A 19,841-nucleotide genomic window follows, 5' to 3' on the forward strand; every position below is an offset into this window, starting at 1 on the left:
CCACTCCTCCCGGCGGTGCGTGTCAGCGGCTTTTTTCTGTCCGGCCCTCCGCGCCCGGACGCAGCAACCAAGGGGAACCCTCCCGATGCAGAAACTGATCTTCGCCCTCGCAGCCTCCACCGCACTGACCGGCCCGGCGCTGGCCGCGCCGCTCGACCTGGAAAAGGACGTGCTGACCTTCGGCTTCATCAAGCTCACAGACATGGCACCGCTTGCCGTCGCCTATGAACAGGGGTTCTTCGACGATGAAGGCCTGTTCGTCACGCTGGAGGCGCAGGCCAACTGGAAGGTGCTGCTCGACGGGGTGATCGACGGTACTCTGGACGGCGCCCACATGCTCGCGGGCCAGCCCCTTGCCGCCACCATCGGCTACGGCACCGAGGCGCATATCGTCACCCCCTTCTCGATGGATCTCAACGGCAACGGCATCACCCTGTCAAACGAGGTGTGGGAGATGATGAAGCCGGGCCTGCCCACCGATGCCGACGGGAAGATCGCGCATCCGATCTCGGCCTCCCACCTGAAGCCGGTGATCGAAGAGTTCAACGCCCGCGGCAAGCCTTTCAACATGGGCATGGTCTTCCCGGTCTCCACCCACAACTACGAGCTGCGCTACTGGCTGGCGGCGGGCGGCATCAACCCGGGCTACTACAGCCCCGAGAACGTGACCGGCCAGATCGCCGCCGATGTCTTCCTGTCGGTGACCCCGCCGCCGCAGATGCCCGCGACGCTGGAGGCGGGCACCATCTCCGGCTACTGCGTGGGCGAGCCCTGGAACCAGCAGGCGGTGTTCAAGGGCGTCGGCGTGCCGGTGATCACTGACTACGAGATCTGGAAGAACAACCCGGAAAAGGTCTTCGGCATCACCGCGGAGTTTGCCGAGGAAAACCCAAACACCACGCTCGCCGTTGTGAAGGCGCTGATCCGCGCAGCGATGTGGCTGGACGAGAACGAAAACGCCAACCGCCCCGAGGCCGTCGAAATCCTCAGCCGCCCCGAATACGTCGGCGCCGACTACGAGGTGATCGCCAACTCGATGACCGGCACCTTCGAGTATGAGAAGGGCGACACCCGCGCGGTGCCGGACTTTAACGTCTTCTTCCGCCACCACGCGACCTATCCTTTCTACTCGGATGCGGTCTGGTACCTCACGCAGATGCGCCGCTGGGGCCAGATCGCCGAGCCCAAGCCGGACAGCTGGTTCGATGAGGTAGCCAAATCCGTCTACAAGCCGGACATCTACCTGGAAGCCGCCCGTTTGCTGGTCGAAGAAGGTCTGGCGGAAGAGGCCGACTTCCCCTGGGAGAGCGACGGCTACAAGGCGCACACACCGGCAGCCGACATCATCGACGCCATTCCCTACGACGGCCGCCAGCCCAACGCCTACCTCGACAGCCTGCCGATTGGCCTCAAGGGCAGCCAGACTGTCGTGGGCGAGGCCGTCCAGGGCTGAACCTGCGGGAGGGCGGGCGGGGCGAGGCTCCGCCAGGAGCGAGCGCCGCCCCCCTCCCAGCCCCTGCCGTCCCAGCACTTAGCCAAGGTAAAAGTTCCAATGACAACCGTTGACCCCGCATCCATCAGCAACGAGGCCCGCCGCGCCCGGCTGTTCGCCCGCATCGCCAAGGCTGACGCCTGGTTCCGGGTTCTGGGCCTCGCCTGGATCACCCCCATCCTGAAGGCCGCCGCAGGCGACAACCCGCGCGCCCAGGTCAAGGAGATCTGGCGCCTGCTCGCAGTGCCGCTGCTGGCGATCCTCGCTTTCCTCCTGCTCTGGGGCAGCCTGGCTCCGCGCGTGCAGACCTCGCTTGGCGCCATTCCCGGCCCGGTCCAGGTCTGGGAAGAGGCGGTGACCCTGCATCAGGACGCCCGCCAGAAGGCCGCGAAGGAAGCCGCATTCTACGAACGCGTGGAGAAGCGCAACGAGCGGCTGGTGGCCCAGGGCAAGGCCGACCGGGTGAAGGACATCCCCTATACCGGTGCCCCCAGTTACTACGATCAGATCTGGACCTCGATCCAGACCGTGTTCTTCGGCTTTCTAATTGCTGCGGCGGTGGCGATCCCGCTGGGCATCCTGGCCGGCCTCTCCCCCGTGGCCAATGCCGCGATCAACCCGCTGGTGCAGATCTTCAAGCCGGTCTCACCGCTGGCCTGGCTGCCGATCGTGACCATGGTGGTCTCGGCACTTTACGCCACCAATGACGGGCTGTTCGCCAAGTCCTTCCTGGTCTCCGCCATCACCGTGACGCTCTGCTCGCTCTGGCCGACGCTGATCAACACGGCGCTTGGTGTCGCCTCCATCGACAAGGACCTGGTGAACGTCTCCAAGGTCCTGAAGATGAGCACCCGCGCCAAGATCACCAAGCTGGTGCTGCCCGCCGCCCTGCCGCTGATCTTCACCGGGCTGCGGCTGTCGCTTGGCGTGGGCTGGATGGTGCTGATCGCCGCCGAAATGCTGGCGCAGAATCCAGGGCTCGGGAAATTCGTCTGGGACGAGTTCCAGAACGGCTCCTCCTCCTCGCTCGCCAAGATCATCGTCGCGGTGCTCACCATCGGCATCATCGGCTTCCTCCTGGACCGGGTGATGTACGCGCTGCAATCGCTCTTCACCTTCTCGAACAACCGGTGACCTGCCATGAGCATTCTTGAGTTTACCAATGTCAGCAAGGGCTTCGGCGAAGGCAAGGACCGCAGCGAAGTGCTGAAGGACATCAGCCTCAGCGTGGAGGAAGGCGAGTTTCTGGTGCTGCTTGGCTTCTCCGGCACCGGCAAGACGACGCTGATCAACCTGATTGCGGGGCTTGAAGCCCCCTCCTCCGGCAGCGTCACCTTCAAGGGCAAGAAGATCACTGGCCCGGGCCCCGAGCGCGGGGTGATCTTCCAGAACTATTCCCTGATGCCCTGGCTCACCGTGACCGGCAATGTCGAACTGGCGGTGGAGGCGGTGTTCCCCGCTCTCTCCAAGGCCGAGCGTACGGCAAAGGCCGGCCGCTATGTCCAGATGGTCGGCCTCTCCCACGCCGCCAGCCGCCGCCCGGCGGAGCTGTCGGGCGGGATGCGCCAGCGCGTGAACGTGGCGCGGGCGCTGGCGATGGACCCGGAGGTGCTCCTGCTGGACGAGCCGCTCTCGGCGCTCGACGCGCTCACCCGCGGCAACCTGGCCGAGGAGATCGAGGAGATCTGGCAGGCCGACAAGAAGACCTGCGTGCTGATCACCAATGACGTGGATGAAGCCATCCTGCTCGCCGACCGCATCATCGCGCTGAACCCCGATGGCACTCTGGGTGAGGAATTCAAGGTCACCCTACCCCGCCCCCGCGACCGCAGCGCGATGAACCACGACGAAGGCTTCAAGCGCCTGCGCGCCGCGGTCACCGGCTACCTGATGGACGCGGGCATCGAGGCCAGGGCGGAGGGCAGCCGACTGCTGCCCGATGTGACCCCGCTGCACGGGCTGCCCAGCGCCGTGGCAGAGGCCGGCAAGTCGATGGTGGACGAGCGCTACCTGGACTTTTCCCAATTGCACAAGATCTACCCCACCCCCAAGGGGCCGCTCACGGTGGTGGAGGATTTCAACCTCAAGATCGACAAGGGCGAGTTCATCTCGCTGATCGGCCATTCCGGGTGCGGCAAGTCCACGGTGCTGACCATGGCCGCAGGGCTGAACGCGATCTCCAAGGGCGCGATCAAGCTGGACCGCCGCCATGTGGAGGGCGCCGACCCGGAGCGCGCGGTGGTGTTCCAGTCGCCGAACCTCTTCCCCTGGCTTACCGCGCGGGAGAACTGCGCCATCGGCGTCGACAAGGTCTACCCCAAGGCGTCCCAGGCGGAGCGGCAGGACGTGGTGGAATACTACCTCGAACGTGTCGGCCTTGCAGACGCCATGGACAAGCCCGCAAACGCCATGTCGAACGGCATGCAGCAGCGGGTCGGCATCGCCCGCGCCTTTGCGCTGTCGCCCAAGCTGCTCTTGCTGGATGAACCTTTCGGCATGCTCGACAGCCTCACCCGATGGGAGCTGCAGGAAGTGCTGATGGAGGTCTGGAGCCGCACCAAGGTGACCGCGATCTGCGTCACCCATGATGTGGACGAGGCGATCCTGCTCGCCGACCGGGTGGTGATGATGACCAACGGCCCGCAGGCCACCCTCGGCAAGATCACCGAGGTGAAGCTGCCGCGCCCGCGCACCCGCAAGGCCCTGCTGGAGCACCCGAACTACTACGCCTACCGGCAGGAGGTGCTCGATTTCCTCGAGGAGTATGAGCACGGGGCAGCCCCCAAGCCGAAACCGGCTGAAGACAAGATTGCAGCGGAGTAAGGACATGACCCAGAAACTCGTCATCATCGGCGCCGGCATGGCCTCCGGCCGGGTGATCGAGCATCTGCTCGATGCGGACCCCAGCGCCTACGACATCACCCTTTTCAACGCCGAGCCGCGCGGCAACTACAACCGCATCATGCTGAGCCCGGTGCTGTCGGGCGAGAAAACCTACGAGGAAATCGTCACCCATTCGGACGCGTGGTATGCGGAACGCGGCATCACATGCCGGTTCGGAGAGCATGTGGTGAGGATCGACCCCGAGATGAAGGTGGTCGAAGGCGAAAACGGTCATGTGCCCTACGACAAGCTGGTGATCGCCACCGGCTCTGCCCCTTTTATCATCCCGGTGCCCGGCCACGACCTGCCGGGGGTGATCTCCTACCGCGACCTGGACGACACCAACGCGATGATCGAGGCCGCCGCCAAGGGCGGCAAGGCAGTGGTGATCGGCGGCGGGCTCTTGGGCCTGGAAGCCGCGGCGGGCCTCAAGGAGCGCGGCATGGAGGTGACCGTGCTGCACCTGATGGGCCACCTGATGGAGCGCCAGCTGGATGAGGCCGCGGGATACCTTCTGCGCAAGGATCTGGAGGCACGCGGTATCACGGTGAAGACCCAGGCATCAACCAAGGCAATCCTGGGCGCGGACCGCGCCGAAGCAGTGCTGTTGGAAAGCGGCGAAACGCTGGGCGCCGATCTGGTGGTGATGGCGGTGGGCATCCGCCCGGAAACCCGGCTCGCCACGGACGCGCATCTGGAGGTGGCGCGCGGCATCGAGGTGAACGCGCAAATGCAGACATCCGACCCGGACATCTATGCAGTCGGCGAATGCGTGGAGTTCGGCGGCCACCTCTTCGGACTTGTCGCGCCGCTCTACGATCAGGCGAAGGTGCTGGCGGACAGCCTCTTGGGCCAGCCCAACGCCTTCGTGGTCAAGGAACTGGCGACCAAGCTGAAGGTCACCGGCTGCGACCTGTTCAGCGCCGGGGATTTTGCCGAAGCCGAGGGGCGCGAAGACATCGTCTTCCGCGACCCTTCCCGCGGGGTTTACAAGCGGCTGGTGATCGAGGACGACCGGCTCGTCGGCGCTGTGATGTACGGCGACACTGCCGACGGCAGCTGGTTCTTCGGCCTGATCAAGGACGGCACCGGCATCGAAGAGATGCGCGAGACGCTGATTTTCGGCCCGGCCTTCCAGGGGGGCGCCTCCGCGGACCCTCTGTCAGCCGTTGCAGCCTTGCCGCCTGAGGCGGAGATCTGCGGCTGCAACGGCGTCTGCAAGGGACAGATCACCAGCGCCATCGACGGCGGCGCAACCGACCTCGGCGCGATCCGCTCTGAAACCAAGGCCAGCGCCTCCTGCGGCACCTGCACCGGGCTGGTGGAACAGCTGCTGCAAGTGACGCTGGGCGACGACTTCCAGATGCCGCAGGCGCAGCCGGTCTGCGGCTGCACCGATCTCACCCACGAGGACGTCCGACGCCTGATCAAATCTCAGGAGCTGAAGAGCCAGGCCGCGGTCTGGCAGGAGCTCGGCTGGAACACCCCGAACGGCTGCCACGTCTGCCGCCCGGCGGTGAACTACTACCTCCTGGCCGACTGGCCGCTGGAATACCGCGACGACCCGCAAAGCCGCTTCGTGAACGAGCGCAAGCACGCCAACATCCAGAAGGACGGCACCTTCTCGGTGGTGCCGCGGATGTGGGGCGGCATCACCACACCCGACGAGCTGCGCGCCATCGCCGATGCTGCCGACAAATACGACGTGCCGACGGTCAAGGTCACCGGCGGCCAGCGCATCGACCTCTTGGGCGTGAAGGGCGCGGACCTGCCAGATATCTGGGCCGACCTGAACAAGGCGGGCCTCGTCTCGGGCCATGCCTATTCCAAGGGCCTGCGCACGGTGAAGACCTGCGTCGGCACCGACCATTGCCGCTTCGGCACCCAGGACTCGACCGGCCTTGGCATCAAACTGGAAAAGCACCTCTGGGGCTCCTGGACACCGCACAAGCTGAAGCTTGCGGTCTCCGGCTGCCCGCGCAACTGCGCCGAGGCCACCTGCAAGGACATCGGCGTGGTCTGCGTCGACAGCGGCTATGAGATCCACGTCGGCGGCGCGGCGGGCATGGAGATCAAGGGCACCGAACTCCTCTGCAAAGTCACGACCGAAGAAGAGGCGATCGAAGTGATCTCGGCCATGACCCAGATCTACCGCGAGAACGCCAAGTACCTGGACCGGATCTACAAATGGCTGGCCAAGGTGGGGCTCGACTGGGTCAAGGCGCAGATCGTCGATGACGTGGAAAACCGCAAGGCGCTCGCCGCCCGGTTCGAACTGTCGCAATCCGTCTACCGCAAGGACCCCTGGGCAGAGCACGCGCAGGACAGCACCACGCGCGCGCAATACGCGCCGCTTGCCAATCTCACACTGGAGGCTGCCGAATGAGCTGGATCGACATTGGCCACATCGACGACATCCCGCTGCACGGTGCGCGGGTGGTGAAGACGCCCGTGGGCTGCGTCGGCCTGTTCCGCACCGGCGCGGCGGAGGTCTTTGCCGCCTCCGACCGCTGCCCGCACAAGGGCGGCCCGCTGTCCGAAGGCATCGTCCACGGGCAAAGCGTGACCTGCCCGCTGCACAACTGGGTGTTCGATCTTAACACGGGCGAGGCGCAGGGGGCCGACGCGGGCCGGATCGAGACCTATCCGCTGCGCATCGAAGCCGGGCGCCTGCTGATCGACGGCGCGGCCATCGGCAAGCGGAGCGCGGCGTGATGACGGGCGGCACTCCGGCAGAGGTGCGCTCCGCCTGCCCCTATTGCGGGACCGGCTGCGGCGTGCTGCTGCGCCCCGACGGCAAGGGCGGGCTGAACGTGCGCGGCGACCCGGAGCATCCGGCCAACCGCGGGCGGCTGTGCTCCAAAGGGCTGGCGCTGGGGGAGACGCTGGGGCTGGAGGGCCGCCTGCTGGCACCGCGCGTGCACGGGCGGGACACCGATTGGGACAGCGCACTGGACCTCGTTGCCGTCAAGTTCCGCGAGGCGGTTGAGACCCACGGCCCGGACAGTGTCGCCTTCTACCTGTCGGGCCAGATGCTGACCGAGGACTACTACGTCGCCAACAAGCTGATGAAGGGCTTCCTCGGCACGGCCAACATCGACACCAATTCGCGGCTCTGCATGGCGTCCACGGTGGCGGGCCACAAGCGCGCCTTTGGCACCGACACCGTGCCCGGCACCTACAAGGATCTGGACGAGGCGGATCTGATCGTGCTGGTCGGCTCCAACCTCGCCTGGTGCCACCCGGTGCTGCACCAGCGCATTCTGGCGGCCCGCGCGGCGCGCGGCACCAGGCTGGTGGTGATCGACCCGCGCCGCACGGCAAGCTGCGATCAGGCCGACGTGCACCTGCGCTTACGCGCGGGCAGCGATGTGGCGCTGTTCAACCGCCTGCTGGCCGCGCTCTACGAGGGCGGCGCACTGGATGCGGAGTATCTGCGCCATGTGGAGGGGCTGGGCGAGACGCTGGAAGCGGCCTTTGCCTCCGACACTGCGGTGACGGGGCTGGGGGAGGCCGAAATCGCGGCGTTCTGCGACCTGTGGATGCGCACCGAAAAAGTGGTGACCGTGTTCAGCCAGGGCGTGAACCAGTCCACCTCCGGCACAGACAAGGTGAACGCGATCCTCAATTGCCACCTGGCAACCGGCCGCATTGGCAAGCCCGGTTGCGGGCCTTTTTCTGTCACCGGCCAGCCCAACGCGATGGGCGGGCGCGAAGTGGGGGGGCTCGCCAACATGCTGGCCTGCCACATGGATCTCGAGAATCCCGCCCACCGGACCGCGGTGCAGGGCTTCTGGGCAGCACCGCGGATGCCGGAACGGGCCGGGCTGAAGGCGGCCGACATGTTCCGCGCTGCGGGCGACGGCCGGATCAAGGCGCTGTGGATCATCCACACCAACCCCGCCGCCACCCTGCCCGAGGCCGACGCCGTGCGCGCCGCGATCGATGCCTGCGACTTCACCGTGGTGAGCGACATCACCGCCGCGACCGACACCGCGCGGCTCGCCGATGTGCTGCTGCCCGCCGCAGCCTGGGGCGAGAAGGACGGCACCGTCACCAACTCCGACCGCACCATCAGCCGCCAGCGCGCCTTGCTGCCCGCCCCCGGGCAGGCGCGGCCTGACTGGGCAATCCTGGCCGAAGCGGGCCGCCGCATGGGCTGGGTGAAGGCCTTCGGCTTCCACAGCCCGGCAGACATCTTCCGCGAACATGCCGCGCTGTCGGGGATCGCAGGCGGGTTCGGGTTGGACTTTGACATTTCCGGCCTGGCTGATCTCTCCGATGCGGACTACGCCGCGTTCGCGCCCCAGCGCTGGCCGGTCAGTGCCTCCCGTGAGGGCGGGCGGTTCTTTGCGGATGGGCGGTTCTTTCACGCCGATGGCAAGGCGCGGATGCTGCCCGTGCGCCACCGCCCCCCGGCCGCCGTACAGGGCCGCCGCTACCCGTTCCGCCTCAACACCGGGCGCATCCGCGACCAGTGGCACACGATGACCCGCACCGGGCTAGCGCCGCGCCTGTCGGGGCATCTGGCGGAACCCTTCGCCGACATCCACCCCGATGACGCCCGGCGCCTGGGAGTGAAACCTGCGGACCTCTTACGCCTTGAAAGCCCGCACGGCACCGCGATCCTGCGCGCCCGGGTCACCACGGATGTGCAGCCCGGAGACCTCTTCGCGCCGATCCACTGGACCGGCGAGACCGCGCCCAGCGCGCGCATCAGCGCGCTGGTTGCCGGGGCCACCGATCCGCTTTCGGGCCAGCCCGAAAGCAAGGCCAGCGTTGTGGCCGCGGCGCGGTTCGAGGCTGCCTGGTACGGGTTTGCCGTCTCCCGCACTCCGATTGCGCCGCAGGCCGACTACTGGGCCGTGGCGCGCAGCGCAGCGGGCTACCGGGCAGAACTTGCTGGTTTGTCCCTAGTCACCGATTTGGAGGCCGCCGCGCGAGAGATGTTCGGGCTGCCAGACGCCGAGGTGCAGACGGTGGCCGACAGCCGCGGCGGCGCCCGGCTGGCCCTGTTCGAAGACGGTACCCTTGCCGCGGCGCTGTTCACCGCGCCCGAGCCGGTGGCGGTGCGGCGGGAATACGTGGCCGGGCTGCCGGGCACCTTCGCCCCCGCGGCGCTTACCGGATTGCCCGCGGCGGATCAGCCCGACCCCGGCCCGGTGGTCTGCGCCTGCTTCAACGTCGGGGTGAACACGATCCTGCAGGCCATCGGAACAGGCGGCCTAAACAGCGTGGCGGAGATCGGCGCGGCGCTGCAGGCCGGGACCAACTGCGGCTCCTGCCGGCCGGAAATCGCCGCACTGGTGGACCGGCAGGGCCTGAAACAGGCGGCGGAATAGGAGACCTGCGCATGACCAACTGCGATACCCCCCGCGGCTCCCTCGCCCTTGTCGGTGCCGGGCCGGGCGCGAGCGACCTGCTTACCCTGCGCGCCATCCGCAAGCTGCAAGCCGCCGACACCGTCTATTATGACCGGCTGGTCGACCCGGAGGTGCTGGAGCTAGCGCCTGCAACAGCCAAGAAGGTCTTTGTCGGCAAGCATGTGGGCGCCCATGCGTGGCCGCAGGAGAAGATCAGCGCGGTGATCGTCGCGGAGGCCCTGAAGGGCCGCAGGGTGGTGCGGCTGAAGTCCGGCGATCCCGGCATCTTCGGCCGCCTGCCGGAGGAACTGGAGGCCGCCCGCGCGGCCGGGATCGAAGCCGAGATCGTGCCCGGCGTCACTGCCGCCTGCGCCGCCGCGGCGCAGACCGGCATTTCGCTGACCGAACGGGGGGTTGCGGACACGCTGGTGCTCACGACCGCGGTCTGCCGGGCGGGCGATCCGCTGCCCGACTGCACCCGGCACGTGCTGCCCGGCACGACCGCGGTCTTTTACATGTCCGCAGGCCAGGCATCCCGCCTGCGGGAGGGGCTGTTGCGCGCCGGCCTGCCGCCCTCCACGCCTGTGACCGTCGCCGCCGATGTTTCCAAACCTACGGCGCGTACGCTGGTCTGCCCCCTGGCAGAGCTGCCTGAGGCGATGGAACGGCAAGCCGTCGCGGGCTGCGCCGCCATCATCGTGACCTATCCGAAAACCGCCATCGGGCGAATGGCGGCAGCGGGTCACTGAGCGCGCGGCCCGCGCCGGCCCCTTCTGTCCCGGGGCTGGCACAACGGCTTGGGTGCAAGCAGGTGTGGCAAACTGCCATCGCTGAACATCTTGCAAAGCAGAACAGTTTGGTATACCGCCGCATACAAACGACGCATCCCGGGTTTTCAGGTGTCTTTGAGGCCCGGTGCGCCAGCCTTTTAACGCTTACTAGCCGGGACAGCCATGAGCCTTTACACAGACTACCTGACCGAAATCGAAGCGCGCAAAGCCGAGGGCCTGCACCCGAAACCGATCGACGATGGCGCGCTGGTTGCAGAGCTGATCGCGCAAATCGAGGATGAAGGCAACGCGCACCGCAAGGACTCGCTCGACTTCTTCATCTACAACACCCTGCCCGGCACCACCAGCGCCGCGGGCGTCAAGGCGGCGTTTCTGAAGAAGATCATTCTCGGCGATGCGGTTGTGCCGGAAATTACCCCCGGCTTCGCATTCGAGCTGCTCTCGCACATGAAGGGCGGCCCCTCCGTCAAGGTGCTGCTGGACCTGGCCCTGGGCGGCGACGCCGCGATCGCGGGACAGGCGGGCGACGTGCTGAAGACGCAGGTCTTCCTCTACGAGGCGGATATGGAACGGCTGGCCGAGGCGCACAAGTCCGGCAACGCAGTAGCCACCGGCATTCTGGAGAGCTACGCCGAGGCCGAGTTCTTCACCAAGCTGCCCGACCTTGACGAGGAGATCGAGGTGGTGACCTATATCGCCGCCGAAGGTGACATCTCCACCGACTTGCTGTCGCCCGGCAACCAGGCGCACTCGCGCGCGGACCGCGAACTGCACGGCAAGTGCATGATCTCTGAGCAGGCGCAGAAGGAAATCGAGGCGCTGAAGCTGCAGCACCCGGGCAAACGCGTCATGCTGATCGCCGAAAAGGGCACCATGGGCGTGGGCTCCTCGCGGATGTCGGGCGTGAACAACGTGGCATTGTGGACCGGCAAGAAGGCCAGCCCCTACGTGCCCTTCGTCAACTACGCGCCGATCGTCGCAGGCACCAACGGCATCTCGCCGATCTTCCTCACCACCGTGGGCGTGACCGGCGGCATCGGTCTCGACCTGAAGAACTGGGTGAAGAAGCTCGACGAGAACGGCAAGCCGATGCTCAACAACGAGGGCAACCCGATCCTCGAACAGAAGTACTCCGTTGAAACCGGCACAGTGCTGAAGATCGACACAAAGTCCAGGAAGCTGAAGTCCGCAGAGGGCGAAGAGCTGACCGATGTGTCGGCCTCCTTCACGCCTCAAAAAGTCGAATTCATGAAGGCCGGCAGCTCCTACGCCGTGGTCTTTGGCAAGAAGCTGCAAACGTTCGCAGCCGAGACGCTGGGCGTCGAACCGGCGCCGGTCTTTGCGCCCTCCAAGGAAGTCAGTCACGAGGGCCAGGGCCTGACTGCGGTGGAGAAGATCTTTAACGCCAACGCCGTCGGCACCACCCCCGGCAAGACCCTGCATGCGGGTTCGGACGTGCGCGTGAAGGTGAACATCGTTGGCAGCCAGGACACCACTGGCCTGATGACCAGCCAGGAGCTCGAGGCGATGGCAGCCACCGTGCTGTCACCCTCGCTGGACGGGGCCTACCAGTCGGGCTGCCACACCGCTTCCGTCTGGGATCTCAAGGCACAGGCCAACACCCCGCGCCTGATGAAGTTCATGAACGACTTCGGCCTGGTCACCGCGCGCGACCCGAAAGGCGTCTACCACGCGATGACCGACGTCATCCACAAGGTGCTGAACGACCTCACCGTCAGCGACTGGGACATCATCATCGGCGGCGACAGCCATACCCGCATGTCCAAAGGCGTGGCCTTCGGCGCCGATTCCGGCACCGTGGCGCTGGCGCTGGCGACCGGCGAGGCGACCATGCCGATCCCCGAGTCCGTCAAGGTGACGTTCAAGGGCAAGATGGCCGATCACATGGACTTCCGCGACGTGGTGCATGCCACCCAGGCACAGATGCTGCAGCAGCACGGCGACAACGTTTTCCAGGGCCGCGTGATCGAGGTGCATATCGGCACGCTGCTGGCCGACCAGGCCTTTACCTTCACCGACTGGACCGCCGAGATGAAGGCGAAGGCGTCAATCTGCATCTCCAACGACGAAACCCTGATCAGCTCGCTGGAGCTGGCAAAGGACCGCATCCAGGTGATGATCGACAAGGGCATGGAGCATGAGAACGGCATGCTCGCCAAGCTGATCGCCAAGGCCGACAAGCGCATCGCCGAGATCAGGTCGGGCGAGAAGCCCGCGCTGACCCCGGATGCGAACGCCAAATACGTGGCCGAAGTGGTGGTCGACCTGGACCAGATCGTCGAGCCGATGATCGCCGATCCGGACGTGAACAACGCCGATCCGTCGCGCCGCTACACCCACGACACCATCCGCCCCGTGTCCTACTACGGCGCGGAAAAGAAGGTGGACCTGGGCTTCGTCGGCTCCTGCATGGTGCACAAGGGCGACATCAAGATCGTCGCCCAGATGCTGAAGAACCTCGAGAAAGGCGCCGGCAAGGTGGAGTTCAAGGCCCCGCTCGTGGTTGCGGCGCCGACCTACAACATCATCGACGAGCTGAAGGCCGAGGGCGACTGGGAGATCCTGCAGAAGTACTCGGGCTTCGAGTTCGACGATCTGGCGCCGAAAGCCAAGGCGCGCACCGAGTATGAGAATATTCTCTACCTCGAGCGTCCGGGCTGCAACCTCTGCATGGGCAACCAGGAGAAGGCCGCCAAGGGTGACACGGTTCTCGCCACCTCGACCCGCCTTTTCCAGGGCCGCGTGGTGGAGGATTCGGCCGAGAAGAAGGGTGAATCGCTGCTCGCCTCGACCCCGGTGGTGGTTCTCTCCGCGATCCTGGGCCGGACGCCGAGCACGGAGGAGTATAAAACCGCCGTGGAAGGCATCGACCTGACCAAGTTCGCCCCGCCGGTGGAAAAACCCGCCGGAACCCGCACGGCGCACTTCTAAGGCCTGTTCAAGGCTCCGGTTTACGGCCGCGCTCCCTCTGCCAGCCTGCCTATTGCGCGGGCTGGCAGAGGGGCCGCGGCCGGTTCCATTTCGAGTTCCTGGCCGGCCAGCGCCAGCCAGATCGCTGCCGCGTCGGGGGCACGGCAGCAATGCGCGGCGGCTTTCGGCCTTGTTCCGCGCGGGGAACAATCACTCTGCCCCCACAGACCGTACAGTCGGCGCAATGCGCATCGCCCGCGGGCGGAAACGGCCGTACCGCCAGCCGCTTGGACGGCGAGCGTGACAGCCTTGGAACGGGTGCAGGCGGCAAGCCCTTTCAACTCCTTCCCGCGGCCGAATCCTGACTTCCTGCTGCCAGTGACGTACGCCGCGCTAGTCAAGACCCAACCGGCGTCGCCTCCGTGCCTGCGGCAGACGCCGCAGCAGCCATGTCCGGTCCAGGATCAAAGCTCGCCATCCGGTTGCTGCATTCAGATGCCACGAACCGGCCGCCGGCAAAGTGATCCCCGGCAGGTCCGGCAGGGCGCCTGCCTATAAATAGGAGAAATCCCGGCAGTCGGAGGTCATCAGGCCCCTTCACTGCATTTGTAGGCGGATTTAGCAAGCCATTCGGGGCTGATCTCGACGCCCCAGCCGGGGGCCTCGGTCACAACGGCCTGGCCGCCGGAAATGGTGTAAGGATCGTTCAGGAACAGCCCGCGCTGCCAGGGGTAGTAGCCGTCGCCCTCGATCGAGAACTCCAGGTAGCGGCCCGGGTTCGGCACGGCCCTCAGCATGTGCATGGTGAAGAGCGTGACCAGCGAGAGGTTCGCGCAGTGCGGCGTGCAGGGCAGGCCCGCGGCATCGCCCATGCGGGCCACCTCCATGCTGCGCGCCATGCCGCCGAGGTAGAGGATATCGGGCTGGATGATGTCGACCGCGCGCATCGCGATCATCCGCTTCCACTGCTGCAGGTCCCAGTCCTGCTCGCCGCCCGCCACGTCGATCTCGAGCGCCTGAGTGACCTCGGCGGTCTGCCCCAGCTCCCAGTAGGGGCACGGCTCCTCGAAATGCTCGTATCCGTTCGCCTCCAGCATCCGCCCGACCTTGATAGCGCGGGAAGGGCTGAAGCCGGAGTTGCCGTCGACAAGCAGCGCGGCCTCCGGGCCCAGCGCGTTGCGGATTTCCGGGATGATCGCCTCGGTCCGGCCGTCCCACTCGTCGCGGTCCTGGCCGCATTCGGCGCCGACGCGCACCTTGAAAGCGTCAAAGCCGTATTCATCGCGCAGGCGCTGCATCCGTGCAGCCTCCTCCCCGGGCGTGATGTCGCGCCGCATGGAGGACGCATAGGCCCGCACCGGCCCCGCCGAGCCGCCCAGGAGTGCCGCCACAGGCTTCTCCGCAACTCTGCCGCGCCAGTCCCAGACCGCGGTGTCGAGCCCGGCCATCGCCCGGCGCAGGTAGGTGCCAGGGAACTTGTGCTCGCGCAGCGGGATTTCGACGATCACGTCCTCCAGCGCGTCCATCCCGCGGCCCAGCGCCCAGGGCGCCACCTGACGGTGCAGGATCTCGCACGTCAGATCGCTATTGTAGGTCGAAACCTGCCCCCAGCCGGTGGAGCCGTCCTCCGCGGTGACCCGCACGAAGCCGATCAGCGGGGTGCAGAAGGTCTCGATCGCCCGGATGCGCGGCCCGGCATCGTCCTTGCCGCGGTCATGAGAAACCGGCACCGCGCCGGACATGGAATAAGGCGTGCTCATGCGTCCTCCAGAATGAGATCGGCGGCGCGGTGCGCCAGCATCATGGTGGGGGCGTTGGTGTTGCCCGAGGTGATGTTCGGAAAGACCGAGGCATCGGCCACCCGGATGCCCTCTACCCCGTGCACCTTCAGCCGGGAAGACACCACGGAGGCCGCCGGGTCCGAACCCATCCGGCAGGTTCCAGAGGGGTGGAAGACGGTGCCGCAGCGCACACGGAAGTCAGCAAGGATCGCGTCATCGTCCATCTGGCGCAGATCCGGGTCCATCGCCGACTCCACTAGCCCGTCCAGCGCCTTGGTGGTGATCAGGCGCTGGCACAGCCGTCCGCCGGCCACCACTTGCGCTTGGTCTTCCTCGGTCGCCAGGGAGTTCGGCCGGATGCGCGGCGGCGCCGCCGGGTCAGCGGCGCTGATGTCGATGCGGCCGCGGCTGGTTGGACGGGACGGCTGGAAGCCGATGATGAAGCCCGGGAAGGGATCGGGCTGCACCACGGTGCGCTTGCCATCGGGCGAAGTCGTGTAGGTGACCGGGTTGAAGTAGAGCTGCTGGTCCGGCCGGCCCAGATCCGGCGCCGAGCGGAAGTATCCGCCGCACTGGTTCACCGATAGCGCCAGCGGCCCGCGCCGGGTGAGCCCGTATTGCAGCGCCGCCCGCACCTTTCCCAGAAACGGCCGCAGCGCGTTGTTCAGTGTCGGCTCGGTAGCGCGGAAGTAGTAGTTTATTCCTAAGTGATCCTGAAGGTTGCCGCCCACATGCGGCGCATCCACGAGCGGCGTGATACCGTGGGATTTCAGCATTTCCGCCGGGCCGATGCCCGACAGCTGCAACAGCCGCGGAGAGGTCACGGCCCCGGCCGACAAGATAATCTCGCGGCCGGCCCGCAGTGTCAGCGTCCTGCCCCGGTGCACCAGTTGCACGGCGGCGGCCCGGCGGCCCTCGAATGCAATCCGCTCCACCAGCGCACCGGTCATCAGAGTGATGTTGGCCCGTTTCAGCGCCGGCGCAAGGAAGGCTCGCGCCGAATGCATCCGGCGCCCGCGGCTGGTGTTGATCCGGTAGACCGCCGCGCCCTCGCCCGTGCTGCCGTTCAGGTCATCGGTGCGCGGCAGGCCGAGCTGATCCGCGGCGGCGAAGAAGTGCCGGGTGGCCGGGTGGATCTGGTCGGAGACATCCTGCACCTGCAGCGGTCCGCTGCCCTCGCGCTCTCCGCGGGCGCTGACCCGGGTCTCCATGGCCTCAAAGGTCAGGCGCACCGTGTCCCACCCCCAGCCGGTGGCGCCGGATGCCGCCCAGTCCTCGAAATCATGCGGCAGCCCGCGGGCATAGACCAGCGCGTTGATCGCACCCGATCCGCCCACTACTTTGCCGCGCGGCCAGTAACCGCAGCGCCCGGCAAGAGTCTCTTCCGGCTCGGTCTGGTACTTCCAGTTCACCGCCGGGTCAAAGAAAGTCTTGCCGTAGCCCAGCGGCAGCGCGATCCACGGCGACCAGCCGCGCCCGCCCGCCTCCAGCACCAGCACCTTGTGCTGCCCCGAAGCGCTTAGCCGCTCCGCCAGCACACAGCCTGCGGATCCCGCGCCGATGATAATGTAGTCGTAGTCCGCCACGCTGACCTGCCTGTAGCTTCTGTTGCAGCGGGATCGTTACAAAGGCGGGATGCGAATCCAAAACGAAAAAGATCCGCTGCCGCCTTAAAAAATTCTGAGTTGAGTTAACCTGCCTGTATGCACATGAAACTTTCGCCGTACCCCCATCCAGCGGTTTTCCGGGATCTGCGCGCGGCCGGGTGAGGCCGCGCGGCATGATTGTCATCAGGCGGCCAGTTTCCCGATCAGAACGCCATTTCCCTGCAGATGCAGCCGGGTCCCATTCACTGCGGAGCGTTCTGACACCAGCGCCTCGACGCCCGACGGAAGCTCCAGTTCCGTATCAGCGGGGGAAAGATTGAACACGCAGAGCAGGCTCTTGCCGCGGCGGAAAGCCAGCACCGGCTCCGGTGTGTCGAGAAACTCTGTCCTGCCCTGGCGCAGCGCGGGTTCGTCGCGGCGCAAAGCGAGCATCCTCCTGTAGAACGCCCGCACGTCCTGCCCGTTTGCGGCGCGGGAAAGTTGCGGGTCTTTGACCGGCAGCCAAGTGCGGCCCGCGGTGGAGAAGCCGCCATTGGGCGCGTCCGCATCCCATACCATCGGTGTGCGGCAGCCGTCGCGGCCCTTGTCCTCCGGCCAGAACCGCAGCCCCTGGGGATCGGTCAACTCGCTGTACTCCAGCTCGGTCTCGGTCTGGCCCAGCTCCTCGCCCTGGTAGAGGCAAATGGAGCCTTCCAGCGACAAGAGCATGGCGGCGGACAGCTTGGCCAGCGCGTCCTGATCCGCGCCGTGATCCTGCCAGCGCGTCACGTGGCGGATCACATCGTGGTTGGAAAACGCCCAGCATGGCCATCCCGCGGGCGCGCCGCCGAAAAAGCCCTCAATCTGCTGGCGGAAATGCCTGGCGGTGAACTTCTTGTCCAGCATCTCAAAGGAATAAGCCATGTGCAGCCGGTTATCACTGGTGTACTGCCCCATGATCTCGATCGGGTGGTGGCTCTCGCCGATTTCGCCCACCAGGGTGCGGCCCTCGAACTCATCGAGCAACGCGCGCATCTTCTGCAGGAACACAAGGTTCTCCGGCTGATTCTTGGAAAACAGGTGATACTGGCGGCGGTAGGGAACCGGCTCGTTCCGATCTTCCGGGCGCGGGCTGGCGGCATCGTCGCGCAGGAGCTTGTCGTGGAAATAGAAATTGGCGGTGTCGAGGCGGAAACCGTCCACCCCGCGCTCGAGCCAGAAACGCATTGTCCCGAGCAGATACTCCTGCACCTCCGGGTTGTGGAAGTTCCAGTCCGGCTGTTCCTTCAGGAAGTTGTGCAGGTAATATTGCCCGCGCCGCGCTTCCCATTCCCAGGCGATGCCGCCGAATACGGCTTGCCAGTTGTTGGGGGCGGAGCCGTCGGGTTTCGGATCGGCCCAGACATACCAGTCGGCCTTGTCGTTGCCGCGGGACTGGCGCGACTGCTGGAAGATCGGGTGGCGGTCGGAAGAGTGCGAAAGCACCTGGTCGATCATCACCTTCAGGCCGAGCGCATGCGCCTTTGCGATCATCGCGTCGAAATCCGCAATCGTGCCGAAAACCGGGTCGATATCGGTATAGTTTTCAACGTCGTAGCCCATATCGGCCATGGGGGACGTGAAGACCGGGCTGAGCCAGATCGCGTCCACGCCAAGATCTGCGATCTGGCCGAGCCGCTCGGTGATGCCGGGAATGTCGCCGATCCCGTCGCCATTGCCATCCATGAAGGACCGCGGGTAGATCTGATAGATGACGGCGCCGCGCCACCAGTCCTGAGCCTGTGCCATGATGATCTCCTTTGGGGAAGTCTCGGCAGGGTGATTCCTGCCCCGAAACGTTTCGGTTCCCTTTACGGTTGCCCGAAACGTTTCGGGTTGGCAATATGATTTTTCTCAACCGCGGAACTGCAGACATCCTATGGCAACTCTGAAAGACCTCAGCCAGCACCTTGGCCTGTCCGTGACCCAGGTCAGCCGGGCGCTGAACGACCATGACGATGTCAGTGCGGAGACCAAGGCGCGGGTGCGGGAAGCTGCCAAAACACTGAATTATCAGCCAAATGTCATGGCGCGCAGGTTGAAGACCGGGCGTTCCGGCAGTGTCGGGCTGATCTGGCAAGGCGTACCGGAGCCGTCGGAGAGCTGGATATTCACCCAGTTCGTGAGCGGGCTGTCAGCGGAATTCAACCGTCTCGGACTGCAATTCATGCTCAACATGGCGGACAACGAGACGGCGGCACTGGATGTCTACGACCGGCTGATTACCAGCCGGTCGATCGACGGATTCGTGGTAATCCTGCCGCAAGCCAAGGATCCGCGAGTCGATTACCTGCGCAGACGCAAGGTGCCCTTCGTCCTGCACGGCCAGACCATGGATGACCCGGATTATGCCTATTACGACATCGACAATTACGCGGTGGCATACGATCTGACCACGCATCTGGCCCGGCGCGGCCATCGTGATATCGCCTTCATCAACGGGCAGCTGGATGCGTCGTTCGTACAGCGCAGGTATGAGGGCCACATCCAGGCGCTGCGGGAAAACGGCATTGTACAGCACCCGGAATTCCACGTCGGCGGGCGCATGACGCAGGAGCTTGGCCTGCTGGAGACGATCCGGCTGTTCCAGTCCGCCGGCCCAAAGCCGACCGCGATCATTGCCAGCCATATGCTGATTGCAAAAGGCGTCACGAAGGCGGCGCAGCTTCTGGGACTCCGGATTCCGCAGGACCTGTCGCTGGTCGTGCATGACGATTGCATCCCGCTGGTGGGCGCCGAAGACTTTCCGGTCGCGCTCACCTCGACTGTGGCGCCGCTGCATGAAGCCTGGGGCGAGCTTGCGGCCAGCCTGGATTCGGTGATCAAGGGCGGATCGCCGAAGAAGGCGCAGAAAGTCAGCCGCCACCGCTTCAGACAAGGCCAGTCGGTCGCCGGCATTTAGGCCCGTTTTCAAGAAGCTGGCCGCTTCGCCCCGAGCTGTGCATAATTTCATTGACGCAATTCCGCTGTTATCG

The 19,841-nt window shown here is 65.9% G+C and carries 12 protein-coding genes; 9 read left to right on the top strand and 3 right to left on the bottom strand.

Annotation, left to right across the window (positions count from 1 at the left end):
- Nucleotides 1-85: 85 nt before the first annotated feature.
- The 8 genes from ACOHWE_RS19020 (at nt 86) to ACOHWE_RS19055 (ending at nt 13,481) form a co-directional block, all read left to right on the top strand.
- Nucleotides 86-1,453, top strand: a complete 1,368-nt coding sequence (locus ACOHWE_RS19020) for a CmpA/NrtA family ABC transporter substrate-binding protein (protein ID WP_420668306.1) — start codon at nt 86-88, stop codon at nt 1,451-1,453.
- 99 nt (nt 1,454-1,552) lie between these two features.
- The gene (locus ACOHWE_RS19025) at nt 1,553-2,626 is read left to right on the top strand and encodes an ABC transporter permease (RefSeq protein WP_420668307.1); all 1,074 of its coding nucleotides are present in this window, start codon (nt 1,553-1,555) and stop codon (nt 2,624-2,626) included.
- Between the two features lie 6 nt (nt 2,627-2,632).
- Nucleotides 2,633-4,315, top strand: coding sequence for an ABC transporter ATP-binding protein (locus ACOHWE_RS19030; protein ID WP_420668309.1), 1,683 nt, complete (start codon nt 2,633-2,635; stop codon nt 4,313-4,315).
- A gap of 4 nt (nt 4,316-4,319) precedes the next feature.
- The gene (gene nirB, locus ACOHWE_RS19035) at nt 4,320-6,761 is read left to right on the top strand and encodes a nitrite reductase large subunit NirB (protein WP_420668310.1); all 2,442 of its coding nucleotides are present in this window, start codon (nt 4,320-4,322) and stop codon (nt 6,759-6,761) included.
- A complete protein-coding gene (gene nirD / locus ACOHWE_RS19040) occupies nt 6,758-7,090 on the top strand; it encodes a nitrite reductase small subunit NirD (protein ID WP_420668311.1) in 333 nt (110 codons plus the stop codon). Before nirB ends, nirD begins: the two co-directional genes overlap by 4 nt.
- On the top strand, nt 7,090-9,717 hold the full coding sequence (locus tag ACOHWE_RS19045; protein ID WP_420668312.1) for a molybdopterin-dependent oxidoreductase: 2,628 nt from the start codon (nt 7,090-7,092) through the stop codon (nt 9,715-9,717). The genes nirD and ACOHWE_RS19045 overlap by 1 nt, the downstream gene beginning before the upstream one ends.
- Before the next feature lie 11 nt (nt 9,718-9,728).
- Nucleotides 9,729-10,487, top strand: coding sequence for a uroporphyrinogen-III C-methyltransferase (gene cobA, locus ACOHWE_RS19050; RefSeq protein WP_420668313.1), 759 nt, complete (start codon nt 9,729-9,731; stop codon nt 10,485-10,487).
- 204 nt (nt 10,488-10,691) lie between these two features.
- Nucleotides 10,692-13,481: a bifunctional aconitate hydratase 2/2-methylisocitrate dehydratase gene (locus ACOHWE_RS19055; protein WP_420668314.1), complete on the top strand. Its 2,790-nt coding sequence runs from the start codon at nt 10,692-10,694 to the stop codon at nt 13,479-13,481.
- 566 nt (nt 13,482-14,047) lie between these two features.
- Here the strand turns inward: ACOHWE_RS19055 and ACOHWE_RS19060 are convergent.
- From ACOHWE_RS19060 to ACOHWE_RS19070, 3 genes are all read right to left on the bottom strand, one after another.
- Nucleotides 14,048-15,220: a mandelate racemase/muconate lactonizing enzyme family protein gene (locus ACOHWE_RS19060; RefSeq protein WP_420668315.1), complete on the bottom strand. Its 1,173-nt coding sequence runs from the start codon at nt 15,218-15,220 to the stop codon at nt 14,048-14,050.
- Nucleotides 15,217-16,827 carry a GMC family oxidoreductase gene (locus ACOHWE_RS19065; protein ID WP_420668316.1) on the bottom strand — a complete coding sequence of 537 codons (1,611 nt, stop codon included), beginning with the start codon at nt 16,825-16,827 and terminating at the stop codon, nt 15,217-15,219. The genes ACOHWE_RS19060 and ACOHWE_RS19065 overlap by 4 nt, the downstream gene beginning before the upstream one ends.
- A gap of 204 nt (nt 16,828-17,031) precedes the next feature.
- A complete protein-coding gene (locus tag ACOHWE_RS19070; protein WP_420668317.1) occupies nt 17,032-18,615 on the bottom strand; it encodes an alpha-amylase family glycosyl hydrolase in 1,584 nt (527 codons plus the stop codon).
- A gap of 130 nt (nt 18,616-18,745) precedes the next feature.
- Between ACOHWE_RS19070 and ACOHWE_RS19075 the strand changes: the two genes are divergently transcribed.
- Entirely contained in the window at nt 18,746-19,768 is a 1,023-nt protein-coding gene (locus ACOHWE_RS19075) for a LacI family DNA-binding transcriptional regulator (RefSeq protein ID WP_420668318.1), read from the top strand.
- Nucleotides 19,769-19,841: the final 73 nt, after the last annotated feature.

The sequence above is a fragment of the Cribrihabitans neustonicus genome (genome assembly GCF_048820895.1).
Classification (GTDB): domain Bacteria; phylum Pseudomonadota; class Alphaproteobacteria; order Rhodobacterales; family Rhodobacteraceae; genus Cribrihabitans_A; species Cribrihabitans_A neustonicus.

Excerpts from the sequence above, each read along its gene's own strand:
- ACOHWE_RS19020 (WP_420668306.1), top strand. The coding sequence starts at position 86 with ATGCAGAAACTGATCTTCGCCCTCGCAGCCTCCACCGCACTGACCGGC.
- ACOHWE_RS19025 (WP_420668307.1), top strand. The coding sequence starts at position 1,553 with ATGACAACCGTTGACCCCGCATCCATCAGCAACGAGGCCCGCCGCGCC.
- ACOHWE_RS19030 (WP_420668309.1), top strand. The coding sequence starts at position 2,633 with ATGAGCATTCTTGAGTTTACCAATGTCAGCAAGGGCTTCGGCGAAGGC.
- nirB (WP_420668310.1), top strand. The coding sequence starts at position 4,320 with ATGACCCAGAAACTCGTCATCATCGGCGCCGGCATGGCCTCCGGCCGG.
- nirD (WP_420668311.1), top strand. The coding sequence starts at position 6,758 with ATGAGCTGGATCGACATTGGCCACATCGACGACATCCCGCTGCACGGT.
- ACOHWE_RS19045 (WP_420668312.1), top strand. The coding sequence starts at position 7,090 with ATGACGGGCGGCACTCCGGCAGAGGTGCGCTCCGCCTGCCCCTATTGC.
- cobA (WP_420668313.1), top strand. The coding sequence starts at position 9,729 with ATGACCAACTGCGATACCCCCCGCGGCTCCCTCGCCCTTGTCGGTGCC.
- ACOHWE_RS19055 (WP_420668314.1), top strand. The coding sequence starts at position 10,692 with ATGAGCCTTTACACAGACTACCTGACCGAAATCGAAGCGCGCAAAGCC.
- ACOHWE_RS19060 (WP_420668315.1), bottom strand. The coding sequence starts at position 15,220 with ATGAGCACGCCTTATTCCATGTCCGGCGCGGTGCCGGTTTCTCATGAC.
- ACOHWE_RS19070 (WP_420668317.1), bottom strand. The coding sequence starts at position 18,615 with ATGGCACAGGCTCAGGACTGGTGGCGCGGCGCCGTCATCTATCAGATC.
- ACOHWE_RS19075 (WP_420668318.1), top strand. The coding sequence starts at position 18,746 with ATGGCAACTCTGAAAGACCTCAGCCAGCACCTTGGCCTGTCCGTGACC.